The organism is Microcystis sp. LSC13-02 (assembly GCA_002282935.1).
In the GTDB taxonomy this organism is placed as follows: Bacteria; Cyanobacteriota; Cyanobacteriia; order Cyanobacteriales; family Microcystaceae; genus Microcystis.
Map to the genome: position 1 here is coordinate 1 of MTBT01000247.1, position 14,025 is coordinate 14,025.

Below are 14,025 nucleotides of genomic sequence, written 5' to 3' on the forward strand. Positions count from 1 at the left end.
GTGGCGAGCATCTTTCTCCGAGGGTAAGAGCATCTCAATTAGGCTTGACAAAAGGCTCTCAGCACAGCAATCATATAGTTATTATCCATGGCCGCTTGTTTACTTTTTTGTGACATACTACGTCGAGCCATGGGTCTTAAGAAGGCACAATGACGAAAGCTGTGGCCGGAGCGAATCCGACAGGGATATTTCAATTATCAAGGGCGAGCGCTTTTGGGTGTTGTGAAGTTTTTTTAATTGGCGATCATTTTTCGTGAGGCGATATAAACTTGATATTGTAAAGTTTCAATACGAATATGGTCAGATCTAGTCAAGCATAGTAATATGTGGTCATGAAACTATCAGACTATAATGAGCATTATCTCGTGAGCTTCTAAAAATTCTGATGACCAAAATCCTCACCGATTATCGAGGCTTTCCTGTGCGTCTTACAGAAGAAAGATTGCTCCATATTTTAGACCATCCCGAGATGGCTGTGTTGAAGGATAGAATAGAAGAAACGCTTCAGTATCCCGAACAAGTCAGAAAATCTAACACCGACAACCAAGTGATTTTAAATTACCGTTATTATCTTAATACATTAATGGGAGATAAATGGCTATGCGTTGTCACTAAATATCTTGATAAAGATGCCTTTTTATTGACAGCCTATTTAACGAATAGAATTAAACAAGGAGAATTGTTATGGCCACTAACTTAAAAATTTGGTTTGACAAAGAAGGTGATTTCCTAGAAGTTCTTTTTTCTGATCAACCAGGTTATATGCAAGAAACAGAAAATGATGCAATTATGACCAGAGTTGATCTTCAGGGAAACGTATTAGGTTTTTCCATTTTAGGCGTAAGTCAACTAAAAAAGGATCACCCTTTAGTCGCAGAACTTTCGGGTAATGTTACAGCTTAACTTATTGGGTCAATCCGTCGCCAACCTAACTAATTTTGGCTCTCCCGACATCATGGGGTAAAATAGAGTTCTTGCATAATTAATTTTTGAGAGTGCAAAATTGAAAAAAATGGGCATAAAATTGCATAAAAGCCATAAATGGAATCACCCGGAATCTCCGATCCTTAAATCGTATTAAGGAGGTGCGTCAGACAATCTCTTATTTTTGGCGAACATGAAGTTGATTAAAATCGAGTCAGGGACGGCTCCTTAGTCCATTCTAATTGGCTTTTTCCCTAAGTTATCAAATTCATCTAGTTTTCTAGAAATCTCGGCCAGAGGCGAAAAAATCAGCGACAATGATATAAATAGAGTTATCAACACAAGTAAAGCAATTATGACTGTAGCCACGACGAACGCCCGAGATATTTTCCGCTCCGCCTACGAAAACCGTTATACTTGGGATGAAGGATTTCCCGGTTACACTGCTGATATTATCCTCACCCAAGGAGAGGAAGTCCATACGGGCAAAATTCAAGTTAATGCTGATTATACTGTGGAAGTAACGGGCATTGATGACGAGAAAGTGCAAGAAAGTATCTATAATCAAATGCGCGACATCGTTACTCACCGCAAAAGAGGCAATTTTGAGGGTTCCCACGGCAAAAACCAGTTTAATTTCGGGGAAGATGATCCCACCGGTGCGGTAGAAATTCTTGTCACCGGCGATGCTATGGGGTCTAATTATAAAGTCCGCGGCCAGGAAATCTGTCAAGTCAGTCGAGTCATGGGACCGATGGCTTTTACTATTAATACCGAGGAAAGTCTCGATACGGGAGAAGGTTATATTTCTATTCGCTATAATGCCATTTTCCGCAATGCCAAAACCGATGAATTAAAGGGAAAACGTGACTTTAAGGAAACCTACGAAAAAATCGGTAATTATTATTTACCCTCCTGTCAAGTGATTAACGCAATCGACGCCGGGGGCGAAAAATCCACCACAGAATTCACTTTTATCAATCTGCAGCTTTTACAATCTTAAGGGTTATTCCCGCCTAAAAAGCGTTAGGATCGAGGTAACTACACTGTAATAAATCTCTGACCAGAGGCTGATTATGTCTTTAACACTGACCCCCAATAACGTCGAACAAGTCTTAGATGAAATGCGCCCCTACCTGATGTCCGATGGTGGTAACGTGGAATTAGTCGAAATCGACGGGCCAGTCGTCAGACTGCGTCTTCAAGGAGCTTGCGGTTCCTGTCCCAGTTCCACCGTAACCCTGAAAATGGGCATCGAACGTCGTCTCCGGGAAATGATTCCCGAAATTGCCGAAGTTGAACAAGCTTTCTAAATCTTGGGTTAATTAATTCTCACCACCGCCCGATTGACTAAGTTAAATTAGCGATCGGGCATAATATTAATTATATATTTTTTTCTACAAGATTGATAAAATTACAGAATTAATTAAGATAAAAAGTATCTTTTTTAGCCAATTAACCAGACAATTAAGCATTAACATATACTTGAAAATTTTTATTAAAACTCAAAAATTATGACGGAAAATATCCCCACCATTGTGGTCATGCACGGCGACCAAACTGGAGAAGAACTATTACTAGAAGCCCTGAGAGTATTGCAACCCTCGATAATTCGTCAACCGCTTAACTTTGCCGATTTTGATCTTAGTTTAGCCCAGCGTCGCCAGAGTAACAATCAAGTGGTTTATGAGGCCGCCGAAGCGACTCTCAAAACCGGATTAGCCCTCAAAGCTGCTACTATTACCCCAGAAATCAAAGGAGATGTGGGCAGTCCCAACGCTATTTTAAGAGAAGCAATGAATTCTCAGGTAATTCTCCGCATCGGTCGCCGTATCCCCGGTATTCGTCCAATTGGGGGCGTTTATTCTCCCATTGCCATTGTCCGCATGGCCGTTGACGATGCCTACGGGGCCAAAGAATGGCGAGAAACCACGGCCACCGGCGATGAAATTGCCTATCGCACCTCGCGCATTTCTAGGGCTACCAGTCGCGCTGTGGCCGAGTTTACCTTTCAACAAGCCAAAAAAACCGGGGCGCGGGTATTTGGCGGCCCAAAATTCACCGTCAGTGCCACCTACGAAGGAATGTTTAAAGAGGAATTAGACGCGGCAGCCCAAAGACATCCGGAAGTACGTTATCAACCCCTGTTAATTGATGCAACTTTTGCTCTACTTTTACAAACCGACGGCGAAGCTTTGGTGATTCCGGCCCTTAATCGCGATGGCGATTTATTATCGGATTTTGTCTTGCAACTCTATGGCAGTATTGCCGGGGCCGAAAGTTTAGTTTTGGGATTTGATGAGGAGACTTTAGCGGTTAAAACTATTATGGCAGAAGCTCCCCACGGCACAGCCCCCGCTTTAGAGGGCAAAAATATTGCTAATCCCATGGCGATGATTTTAGCCTCGGCAGCTTTGTTAGGTTATATCGAAACTAGCGAAGCGCGCAAGGCTTCTCGGGCGATTTATGAAAGTGTCTTTGAAACTATTCACGAGGGCAAAAAAACCCCCGATTTAGGGGGACAAATGACCATGAGTGAGTTTACCGATGAGGTGATTCGTCGCGTGGTCAGTAAGTTAGAAGTTTGGTCTGCTTTGGGGTAAAGGAACTCATCTGATTGCTCTCTTAAAGGAGTTTGAAGAAAGGGTAATCCAAAAAAATAAGAATTGTTGCAAAGGCCTTGCTTTTGTTTATTTTACGGAAAAACCAAAGCTACCTTTGAAGTGTATAATAGAGTCACTTTGCCGGATTAGGATAAGGACAATGAAACTACAAACTTTGACAAAAACTCTGACTATTGCTCTGATTGGTGTAGGAGCTGCCTTGACCTTACAATCACCGAGCCAAGCTCAAACCAGATTCGAGTGTCTTTTACCAGTGACAGGCCCCTATGTAGGAGTTCCCACAACCTATGCCAAAGTCGGACCTGATGAACGCAAAGCTGTTATTCGTTGGGTTTCTCGTTATTCTAGCGGTTCCGGTTACACTCCCCAGCAACGGTGTCTAGAAGTAACTAGACGATTCAATACCCTTTACACTCGACCAGGCGGAATTGATATTATTACCACTGGCTATCTCAATGGTCTGCCGGTAATCTATTCCCCTAGTAATGGACGAGAACGGGCAAATAGCAGTAACCTATTATTTACCCTCAAGAGCGGGGAAAACGCAACCGAGAAAATCCAACAGCTATTTGACATCCGGGAAGGATCCAGCAGCAATCCTTTGTTTGAAAGCTCATCGGATTCTGCCACTGTCCATTTCAACAAATTCCTAGAAAGCGTTCCCGTAGAAACAAATCTGGCTACCGGTTCGTCCTCTTCTCCAGCACCGGCGACTTCTCCCGAACAATCGCCCCAAAAACCATCAGGCGGTTCTGTTTGGTAAACTTTTCTAGTTCTATAGATGGGAGCGTAGTGATCAAGTGAGTCGGCCTATAAAAAGAATTTTGGCTGGTGCGGGCGGTTTATTATTGGGACTGTCAACACCTTTGCTTGCTGTCCAAAGCTATGCTCCCGCTCTGGAACCTAACCAGGCCAATGCCCATAGCTCTCAACAACTTTCAGAACAACAGCTGCGTCAGTTAGCCAGAGCAATTACCGTTAAGGTGTTATCAGGGCAAGGCTGGGGTTCGGGCATTTTAGTCGAAAAACAGGGTGCTTCCTACAAAGTCCTCACGAATGACCATGTTTTAGGGCGGTATCGCTCTCAGGGTTGGCAAATACAAACCCCTGACGGCAAGATACATCGGGGGGAGTTGGTCAGAACAGTTCGCTTGAATAATTATGATTTAGGCTTAATTTCTTTTCGCAGTAGCCAAGTTTATTCTATTGCTGATTTGGCTAATGTTGATGATCTCGCTATCGGAGATCAAGTTTTCGCCGCTGGTTTTCCCTACGATGGCGATCGCCAGACCGAAGAGGGATTTACCTTCACCCTGGGTAAAGTGTCGCTTTTGAGTGATAAATCCTTTTCGGGAGGCTACCAAATCGGCTACACCAATAAGATTAAAAATGGCATGAGTGGCGGACCGCTGCTGAATCGGCAAGGTAAAGTTATTGGTATTAACGGGATTCATGCTTATCCTCTCTGGGGTAAATCCTACGTTTTTGCCGATGGAACAGTGACTTCACCGGCACTGTGGGAACAAATGAGTCGATTAAGTTGGGCGATTCCTATCGGGACTTTTTTACAATCGGGGTCATCTTCTCTATCTGCTTCCAGTCGGCAACGTCCCTCAGTTTCACCCCCATCGCTTCCCACCCATAGAGAACCCACTTTCTCGGAAGATTTTTCTTCTCCATCCCCGTCAACCCCAAGAGAAAAGAATCCCGCTCGCACACCCCTCTGGTAAATTCCACTCAACTGTATTTTTAAACCAGAATGAGCAACAATTTCTTGAAAATTTCCGCCGCCCTAGTTAGTATAGCGGTGTTTGTGATTTCTCCTCAGATTGCTAAGGCATCAACACCTGAGCAGGTAGAAAAAACTGCTGAAAAGATTACCGTTTTAATCCCCTCAGAAGAAGAGGGGGCGAATGGGAAAATTACTTCTAATGGCTCTGGATCAATTATTGCCAAAGAAGGAAGGGTTTATACTGTTCTTACTGCTAGTCATGTAATCTGTAAAGATGCTAGAGATGCCTGCAAGTTCTATTACGATCAACTAAAAATTATTACCTGGGATGGCAAGCAATATCCGCTCGATTACAATAGCATCAAAAAACTACCCGGAGTAGATCTAGCTCTCGTGCAGTTTCAGAGCGACCAAAATTATCAATTAGCGACCTTGGGTAACTATCAAGTAGCTGACGAACAATTTATTTTTGCTTCTGGATGGCCTGACCCGAAATTTATCGGCAAGCGGAAACGATTGTTCAATGTGGGGAAAGTGATGCCCAAGGACATTACACCCTTGCTGAAAATATTTCCCCCGGAGTTGGGGTATGAGATAGTTTATACCAGTGTCACCTATGGGGGCATGAGTGGCGGTCCAGTGTTAGATATCAATGGACGAGTCATTGCGGTTCACGGACAAAATGAAGCCGAAAAAATCGAAAAGGTTCCCGTGCCAATTGGCTTTAGTCTCGCTATTCCCATCACTACTTTTTTGACATTAGCACCCCAGTCTGGCATTCAAGGGCAGATAAATGTCGAAAATTCGCCCCCCAATGCCTTATCTTTCCAAGAAATTGGGGATGAATTATACAAGGCTTTTGAAGTTCCCAATAAGAACGATACTAATCCCCTAAACTGGCTTAATCAAGGCAATAAAATGTGGCGGTTAGGACAATTAGCCCTCGCCTATGCCGCCTATGAAAAAGCCTTGCAACTCGATGCTCAAATCTATCAAGCTTGGCACGGTAAAGGTCTGGTCTTGACCTACTGGAAACGCCCCCAAGAGGCACTCGCTGCCTACGAACAAGCTCTCAAAATTAATCCTAACTCCGATACTGCCAAAAAACTGCGAGACAAGCTCCAACAATCCTTAGGGGGAAGAAATACCCCTCCTGTAACCCCCCCACAACCAACTACCGCGCCCACCGTCGAGCCTTCACCACAGCCCTCTAATCCAAGGAGACTATGGTGAAGTCAGAAGGGAGAATTCTGATTAGCTAATAGTGGCTTCCACCAATTTAGCTAAGGATGCTTGAATTGCTCGTAGTTCTGCGGGAGGATTACGGAGAAACTCTTCGTTACTGGCTAAAATCATCACATTATAGGCCTGCACCGCCGCCAGCAATTTAGCTGGAACTACCTTCTTATCCTTGGTCAGTCTCTCTAAGAGGGCTAATAAGTCTTCAATAACATTTAATGGCGGTGCGCCGGGGACTGCGTAAAGAGCGGCAATGACAGCATTGATATTATTACCCGCCTGAGCATCTCCTGTTAAGATGCTCAGTATCGATTCCTGAACGGCTGGGGGAATCGGCGTACCCGTGGGGGAGGTTAAATTATTATCAGCTAACAGAGTGTTCACAGAAGCGGCCGCCTGATTAACAGATATTTGAGCCGGTTCTCCCCCTTGAAATCCCGTTACCGTCGTGGTGGTGGGGAAAGTTTGACCAGCAAAATCACCGGTGGAAAGAATTGGTCCGGTGGCATCGGATTGGTTGCCGGTTTGCGCCATACCGGGAGAGACTAGGGAATTGGTCAGCAAAACCGCTGCCACTAGGGAAACTTGCCAATTGGTCAACCATTTCATCAACATGGTCTTTATCCTCATTCAAAAAGCTAAATTAATACTGTAAAAACTGACTAACGGGGGAAAAAGTAATTGTAGCCGATACTCATGACGAAGCGAGCGCCGTCCCCGGCATTACCTGTTAAATCAGCACCAGCAAGGTTAACCGTCAAGGGGACTTTCGGGAAAGGAATCAGGGAAATACCCGCGTTTAAATCTTGACCCGACCATTCGACAATGGCCGAGACTGGTTCAACAATTCGTAAACCCGCACTAGCAAAGACACCTAGCGAGTTTACTCCATCTTCGATGGCTCCTTCCGAGCGAAAACGACCACCACCAACACCCAAAGAGAGTGTCAATTGGCTAAAGGGTTCTTTCGTTGTTTCTGTTAACTGAAAAAATTTGCTCACCACCCCGTAGATACTGCTACTGCCATCTGTCCCACCCCAGTTAATAGCGTTTTCAAATCCTAGGGCTACAGCAAAACCTTCTGGCAGAGAACGGTGAATTTTAAAGCTAAAACTGCCCCGTCCAGCATTATCACCAAAAAGGCTCAAAATCGCCAGAGTTACATCTAAACCGACAATTTTCTGGGGTTCTCCTAAACCGACCCCTAGGGCTAACCCACCATCTGCTTGATTGGTAAAACGGGTTCTCGACTGGAAACCGAAACCACCGAAAATCTGCCCAAAATTCGCTCCAAAAGCGCTGGGAGTAGAGATACTGCCACTAGGGGTAACCACAAATTCCGCCAGTTTCGCAGAAAGGGTTTGCGGTTCTTCAATCAGAAACTCTTGACGTAAACGCTGCAATTCGGGGGAAACATTGGTATCAACGGGGGTAGATGCTTGTGCTTGCCATTTTTCGACTTCTGGAGAGTTATTATCTCCTGCTGGTAAAAGCTGACTCGCTTGCATTGTCCCTAGATTCCCCTTCCATTCTTCTAGGGTTGAAATTGTCCTGGTCTTTTCTGTTGCTAAAGTATCGAGGGAAGATTTCTCTAGTTTATTTTCTAAGGGTGAGGGCAGATTCCTATCGGCTAATCCCTCTGTTGTCGAGAAGGAATTGGTTGTCAGAACTCTTTCTGTCCTCTCTAATTCCACGGGGGAATTAATGATAATTTTTTCCTGGGATACCCGAATAGAAGCAGCGTCAATGTCTAAGGGAGAAGGAAGGGCCTTCACCCCATCGCAAAGTATGGCTGTCCCCAAACAGGATGCCATGAAAATTCCTCCAGAAAATATCTGTCTCATCTGGTTGTTTCTTTTGGCTTTTTTTGACAACACTTCCAGCTTTCCTCACAGACGAAGTTAATTGGCAAGAATTGTAACTGATTTATTCTTAGATAGCAAGTTATTAAACTTGTTCGTTATATTGCTAAAACTAAAAAAAGCGGGTTGAACCCCGCTTGTAATCAAAAACTAAGCCAACTTAAAGGCATCTCGCCAACACCAGCGCAACAGGGTAAAAGCTATCAAACCTTTAACCACTTCTAGAAACCAGTAACCAATCTGCAAGGACATCATTTCTCCGGACATTCCCGATGTGGTAACGGGGGACAGTAAACCCATGGCGCTCAGATTGGGAGTGAGAAAATAGGTGTAAATTAGGGTGATTACTAAGAGAACACCGGCGAATAGGAGCGATCGATGTTCGGGGAGATGGATTAAGGTATGATAGCGGTGGAAGACAACAAAGCTACACAGCACAATCGCCGCACACATTAATTCCAGATGGTTAAAAATGCCAAATAGCAAGTAACCAGCGCTGGCAAAGCCATTTTGTGTCATCATGCCAGCTACGGATAAGCTGGGGAGAATGATTAAATCGATGACGAAACTGGCACTTAACCAGAAACCGAGAACAACCATGGCTAGGGTTGTCCAATTAAACCAAGACCAATAACGCTCAACAAAAGTTTTCATTAGGCTTGCTCCTCCTTGCCCTTATAATTTAATTGTAAAGAGCGTTCGCCAAAATTTTGGCCAGTTTTTTGGTAATTCTTAGCAATTCTTATCAATTCTGAGGGCAACCAAACAATACCGCTCTTACCTCTAGATTTGGCTACCCGCTCGGGGCAGAATTGTAAAGATTTATCAACAAGTGTCAAAAAAACCTTTAAATATTGACCAAGCTGACGATTCTAGACTTACCCTAAAACAATAACTAACTATCTAGGGGTTTACTGTTATGGATAAGGATTTTCGTAACTATCGCATGGTTTGCACCCTCACCTTCGGAGATATTTACGGACAAATAATCGTTTGGTTAATCGTTATTTTTCTTACTCTCGCTTCCACTCTAGCTCTTTGGAGTAGCACTAGACAAATTTTCGCCCTCGCTACCGTAGGGTTAGTCGTCGTCCTCTCTTTGCCTTTTTTACTCTTTGCTTTCGTTACTACCCTCCTCAATCATATTGAATTCGTTCCCATCGAAGCGGAAACCAACATTCGTCGCGGTTCTGTCCCCGGAGTTAGCGGCAGCCGTTTACCCGCAGCTGGCTAAATCCGACCAAATCCCCAATAAATAATCTAGAGACGTTGCTGACAACGTCTCTAGCAGTTTTTGCCATTGTTTGCGTCGGGGTTTCTCGTCCTTAATTTTTGTAAATTTTTGTAAATTTAACTTGTTTTTAAAAACTTTTTCTGGTAGGGATTATCCAGAGAAAAATAGATGAAAGAGGGAAATTGTCAAGATAATAATCTTGTTTGCTGCCTGATCCCGGTCAATGATAAATTTTAAAATACCTAGTCTTTTACATTTTCCCAACTCTCGGAGTGATCCCCGATGTTAAAAAATCTCTTTGGTGGCAAAAAATCTGACTTTTACCTAGAACTAAAAGAAACCGATGGTGAACAAAAAGCGACAGCAACCACGGCAGCAGCCGCGCCTGTTGTGGAAGCGCCTGCCCTTGCTGTGGAGTCTGCTCCCGCCCCCGTAGCCGAGAAAAAAGCCAAAAAAACTTCTGTTAAGAAAGAAAAGCAAGTAAAAGAAACTCCCGCCGCTCCTGTGAGCGCACCAGCACCCTTAGCCCCTACTAACGGTAAAGTAGAGCCGCAAGAAGTGGAATTTGCGACAAAATACTTGATTACTCCTAGTCTGTCTCGCCGTCGCCCTGGTCCAAGTTTGAATGGTTTCAAAGACATGGCGCGCAAGGCGAAACTACCTGCTAACCGCCGCTAAATCCCCCCGGATTGCTTTCTCAACAAAAAAAGGAGAGCTTTCTTTGACTCTCCTTTTTCATCAGGGTGCATCTACTGAATCAAGTGTAGCAGAGAGTTTTTTTGAGGTTGGTTATTTAGGCTACTGCCTAGAGTATTTTGGCGATAATTAGGGTCTGCTGAAAAAGTTTTTCGGTGGGGGTAGGAGTCAGGAGTCAGGAGTCAGGAGTCAGGAGTTTCAGGCTTTGTTGCCCTTCTATTTTCTTGCACTAACATCGGACTTTAACAGGTCAAAAGCTTTATTTTAAAAGGGTTTTACCATTATTCAGCAGACCCTAATTATTACCTGTCTTCTTGGGTAATTTTTAAAACCTAGGACTAGGTTGACTGGTGGACAGGTGCAAAATCAGTCTTCATATCTTGATTCAGCAACACCATTAGGGATTAACTTTCGCCGCTCGGATTAGCCAACCGATTACCCCACCCGTAACACCACTGAGGATCGAACTGATCGAAGCGGTGATCACCACTACTCCTATCTGTTTCCAGTTTTTCAATTCTCCGACTTTTTCGGCGAGATCGGTGGTTTTCCCCGCCGCGTTCTCTATAACTTTAACTCGATCGCTTAAACCCTCTATCTTCGCGTCTAGGGTTCGGATATCGCCTTTAATTTCCGACTGCCCTAACTCTAAATTCTTCTGTCCGTTTTCCATGGTGATTAGTCGGCTTTCCATGGTGATTAGTCGGCTTTCCATGGCGGTTAGTCGGTTTTCGATCGCCTTCTGTCCGTTGGCAATGCCGATAATTAAATCCTCTAATCTTTTTAAATCTTTTTCAGTTGCGGCTGTCATCAGTTAAACTCCTATTAGTTGAATTTTTTCTCATTATCAACTTCCCTCCCAGATTTTTAGATAGGCGTTTTCCATATTTTGAGCGAATTTTTTCCCTTGCCAGAGGGGAGCTATGTCACGATTTCCTAACAGTTGATGGCTGATGTCTTGACGAAGGGAGCGATCGAGTCCTAATTTTACTCCCCAGTCGATATATTCTGTCTCATTCCAGCCAATTCCGGCTTCAATACCAGCATTAATCATAAAAGTATAACTATTGCGGGCGGAAAATTGTTCTCCTACCAGTGTAACTAAAGGGATTCCTTGCCATAAAACTTCTAAGGTGGTGGTAGCACCATTGTAGGGATAGGTATCTAACACCACATCGGCAATCTGTAAATTAGCGCGATGGGTATATTCATCTATATCTCTCGGTAAAAACCGCAATCTTTGGGGATTAACTCCCTCCTGAATCGCTATTTCAGTAAATAATTCTTGAATTTTTTCAGTCTTACCGACTCCCTTAATCAGAAAATAACTATTGGGTACTTGTGCGAGAATTTTCATCTGAAGTTTAATGGTGTCAGGATGGCGTTTCATGCCACTTTGTACGGAAAAATAGATGGTAGCATCGGGGGGAATTTCTAAATCTTCTCGACGTAGATTGGGAGTGCCGATTTCAAAACCATCCACTGCTAAATATGTCTCTGGTAAACGATAGATTTTTTCTCGATAATATTCCTCCGCTTGCTGGGGTAAAACGTAGGGATCGGCGATATAGTAATCAATAGCTGCTAATCCAGAAGCATCCCAACCTAACCAAGTCACTTGTTTTGCCGCGGGTTTCAGCGCGATAATCTGATTGGTGAGATTATGGGTTAAACTATCTAAATCTACTAGAATATCTATCTGATCTTGTTGAATTTGTTGGGCAACTTCTAGGGGATTTTGAGCGTAGGGAAAATGACGGATAATATCTCGGCTATCCCGGAACCATTGACGGGTAATTTCATCTTCTTCTTGGTTAATAGTATAGATGGCTATTTGCAATTTTTCTCGATCATGATGGTGAATTAACCAACGACTTAACCAACCGACGGAATGATGTTTTAAGGTACTGGCAAGATAACCGATCGTTAGTTTTTCTTGAACTTTTTTGATCGTAAGCAAAGGAGTTTTAAAACTATTATTATCAAGGAAAATTTCGGCGACGCGATTGGTTAATTGTCGATTGGCTAAGGCTCGATCGCCTAGGTAGGGTAAAGGACTAGAAACATTGAGAAAGCTAGTTTTAATAATTGGTTCTAAAGTGATATTTTTCTGACGGATTAATTCCTGTAATAAATTCTGATATTCTTGATAAATATGCTCAATTTCTTGCCAAACTCCCCAGCGCAAAAGTATTAACAAAATTAGATAATTACTGTATAACTTTAGGGTTGGAGTTAGACAAATTTCTCGCAATTGATAGGCAGTTATCAAAGAATTATCAAAGTCTTCGGCTAAAATATAGAGGTTAACTAACTGTTCTAAAAGACTCAGATCATTTGGTCTTAATTGCAGACAAAGTTTAATAATTTCTACTCCAAAAGTGGGACTTTGTTGCTCGTTGGTGACTCGTGCCGCTATCTGAAAAGCTTGCGGGATAAAACTATCAGCTAATTCCTCTAGGTAGGGTAAACTTGCTTGAGCTAAATCTAAAGTTAATTCGTGGGGATATAAAAGACTTTTGAGAACTACATTTAAAAGCAATTTTTGATCGGGATTATATCTGAGATTGTCTTGAATAGGATAATTAATTAGTTCTTCTGGATCGAATATTTCTAAATCTAAAGCTAAATCGAATAAAGCTAATAAATTATTAATTGACTTGGGAACAATTTCCTGTAGATGATAGCGAAGATATTCTACAGCTGCCAGATCACCTTTGCTTTGTTGTCGTCGCGCTTCTGCGTCTAAAACTGCTTCTAATTCTGCTTGCCATTGCTTAACTTGTTCGGGATTTCCTTCCCTGAAAACATTTTGCCACATCACCTGTGCTGCTGCTTCTAAATTTTGCAGAAGATAGGCAACTCCCAAGTACCAATAGTCAGAAATATTTTCGGGATTGTTATCGATTAGTTCCTCATAGATTGCCGCAACTTGAGGATAATCTTCAGCAATTAAAGCTTGATAAGCGTCAGGATGCCAATTCATATATTTAAATATCAATTACTACTTTTTTTGAGATAATATCTTCAGAAAATCTTGATGTTCTTGACTGGCTAAACCTTGCTGTAAAACTGTCAAAACCTGTCCTAAGTTACCCGCTAATAAAGCATTAACATCTAACCAAAGACCTGGGAAAACCTGCGAGTAAATTATCCCTCGACTATCGGGTTCAAGTTTAATATATTCTCCAGCATTTAATCGGAACCAATCTAATTGACGTTCATAAACTCGCCAAACAAGATATTCTTGCACTTGATTACGACGATAAACTCGCCATTTATTGTGGAGATCATAGGAAGCACTAGAAGCGGCGATTTCTACGATTAATTCTGGCGCACCTTCGATATAATCATCGTTACTAATAGTTGATTGTCCAGCAATTTTAATTCTTAGTAAAGCATCCGGTTGTACCTCATTATCTGCATCCAGACGCACTGTGGTATTATCCGCAGACATCACCCCAATTGTGGCAGCTTTATAGACCCCTAACCAAGTTAAAATATCAGAATGAGGTTCTCCATGACTCTGCACTCGCACAGGAGAAGACATATAAACTATTCCTTCAATTAATTCGGCTTTTTTTATTTCAGAAAGGTTCTGATAACGGCACTCAAATTCCTGGCGACTTAGTTGATCCCCATTTTCTAAAGGAGGGGTTTTAGGGAGGGAATAAATAGGTTCAGAAGTGATCATTTTATTTACCCCGAACAACA

General features: G+C 42.8%; 17 protein-coding genes and 1 pseudogene. 10 read left to right on the forward strand and 8 right to left on the reverse strand.

Features of this window, described 5'->3' with window-relative positions:
- Positions 1-38: 38 nt before the first annotated feature.
- A pseudogene (locus tag BGL89_RS15495) lies at positions 39-182 on the reverse strand (ISAs1 family transposase); the annotation flags it as partial.
- A 203-nt stretch (positions 183-385) separates the two neighbouring features.
- Here BGL89_RS15495 and BGL89_RS15500 point away from each other — a divergent pair.
- From BGL89_RS15500 to BGL89_RS15535, 8 genes are all read left to right on the forward strand, one after another.
- Positions 386-700, forward strand: coding sequence for a DUF4258 domain-containing protein (locus tag BGL89_RS15500; RefSeq protein WP_286826457.1), 315 nt, complete (start codon positions 386-388; stop codon positions 698-700).
- Entirely contained in the window at positions 685-903 is a 219-nt protein-coding gene (locus BGL89_RS15505) for a DUF2283 domain-containing protein (RefSeq protein WP_286826458.1), read from the forward strand. The genes BGL89_RS15500 and BGL89_RS15505 overlap by 16 nt, the downstream gene beginning before the upstream one ends.
- 376 nt (positions 904-1,279) lie before the next feature.
- Complete coding sequence (locus tag BGL89_RS15510) at positions 1,280-1,927, forward strand: DUF3386 domain-containing protein (RefSeq protein WP_286826459.1); 648 nt, start codon at positions 1,280-1,282, stop codon at positions 1,925-1,927.
- A gap of 73 nt (positions 1,928-2,000) precedes the next feature.
- Positions 2,001-2,237: a NifU family protein gene (locus BGL89_RS15515; protein ID WP_286826460.1), complete on the forward strand. Its 237-nt coding sequence runs from the start codon at positions 2,001-2,003 to the stop codon at positions 2,235-2,237.
- Between the two features lie 201 nt (positions 2,238-2,438).
- A complete protein-coding gene (locus tag BGL89_RS15520) occupies positions 2,439-3,527 on the forward strand; it encodes an isocitrate/isopropylmalate family dehydrogenase (RefSeq protein ID WP_158201232.1) in 1,089 nt (362 codons plus the stop codon).
- 160 nt (positions 3,528-3,687) lie between these two features.
- Positions 3,688-4,311: a COP23 domain-containing protein gene (locus tag BGL89_RS15525; protein WP_286826461.1), complete on the forward strand. Its 624-nt coding sequence runs from the start codon at positions 3,688-3,690 to the stop codon at positions 4,309-4,311.
- Between the two features lie 37 nt (positions 4,312-4,348).
- Positions 4,349-5,278 carry a S1 family peptidase gene (locus BGL89_RS15530; protein WP_286826462.1) on the forward strand — a complete coding sequence of 310 codons (930 nt, stop codon included), beginning with the start codon at positions 4,349-4,351 and terminating at the stop codon, positions 5,276-5,278.
- Positions 5,279-5,307: 29 nt separating this feature from the next.
- A complete protein-coding gene (locus tag BGL89_RS15535) occupies positions 5,308-6,513 on the forward strand; it encodes a tetratricopeptide repeat-containing S1 family peptidase (protein WP_286826463.1) in 1,206 nt (401 codons plus the stop codon).
- Between the two features lie 21 nt (positions 6,514-6,534).
- Here BGL89_RS15535 and BGL89_RS15540 read toward each other — a convergent pair whose 3' ends face one another.
- From BGL89_RS15540 to BGL89_RS15555, 4 genes are all read right to left on the reverse strand, one after another.
- Positions 6,535-7,134, reverse strand: coding sequence for a hypothetical protein (locus tag BGL89_RS15540; RefSeq protein WP_286826464.1), 600 nt, complete (start codon positions 7,132-7,134; stop codon positions 6,535-6,537).
- A gap of 47 nt (positions 7,135-7,181) precedes the next feature.
- Complete coding sequence (locus BGL89_RS15545) at positions 7,182-8,396, reverse strand: hypothetical protein (protein WP_353743947.1); 1,215 nt, start codon at positions 8,394-8,396, stop codon at positions 7,182-7,184.
- Positions 8,397-8,531: 135 nt separating this feature from the next.
- Positions 8,532-9,035 carry a hypothetical protein gene (locus BGL89_RS15550; RefSeq protein WP_286826466.1) on the reverse strand — a complete coding sequence of 168 codons (504 nt, stop codon included), beginning with the start codon at positions 9,033-9,035 and terminating at the stop codon, positions 8,532-8,534.
- Entirely contained in the window at positions 9,035-9,220 is a 186-nt protein-coding gene (locus BGL89_RS15555; protein WP_286826467.1) for a hypothetical protein, read from the reverse strand. The genes BGL89_RS15550 and BGL89_RS15555 overlap by 1 nt, the downstream gene beginning before the upstream one ends.
- Positions 9,221-9,300: 80 nt before the next feature.
- Between BGL89_RS15555 and BGL89_RS15560 the strand changes: the two genes are divergently transcribed.
- On the forward strand, positions 9,301-9,615 hold the full coding sequence (locus BGL89_RS15560) for a hypothetical protein (protein ID WP_286826468.1): 315 nt from the start codon (positions 9,301-9,303) through the stop codon (positions 9,613-9,615).
- 282 nt (positions 9,616-9,897) lie between these two features.
- Entirely contained in the window at positions 9,898-10,293 is a 396-nt protein-coding gene (locus tag BGL89_RS15565; RefSeq protein ID WP_286826469.1) for a hypothetical protein, read from the forward strand.
- 415 nt (positions 10,294-10,708) lie between these two features.
- On the opposite strand, the gene BGL89_RS15570 is transcribed toward BGL89_RS15565, so the two are convergent.
- Genes BGL89_RS15570 through BGL89_RS15580 form a run of 3 tightly spaced genes read right to left on the reverse strand, consistent with a single transcriptional unit; the run spans position 10,709 to position 14,005 of the window.
- On the reverse strand, positions 10,709-11,122 hold the full coding sequence (locus BGL89_RS15570; RefSeq protein WP_286826470.1) for a hypothetical protein: 414 nt from the start codon (positions 11,120-11,122) through the stop codon (positions 10,709-10,711).
- A gap of 36 nt (positions 11,123-11,158) precedes the next feature.
- Positions 11,159-13,297, reverse strand: a complete 2,139-nt coding sequence (locus BGL89_RS15575; protein WP_286826471.1) for an O-linked N-acetylglucosamine transferase, SPINDLY family protein — start codon at positions 13,295-13,297, stop codon at positions 11,159-11,161.
- Between the two features lie 18 nt (positions 13,298-13,315).
- Positions 13,316-14,005 (reverse strand): Uma2 family endonuclease, encoded by a 690-nt coding sequence (locus tag BGL89_RS15580; RefSeq protein ID WP_286826472.1) that lies wholly within the window; start codon positions 14,003-14,005, stop codon positions 13,316-13,318.
- Positions 14,006-14,025: the final 20 nt, after the last annotated feature.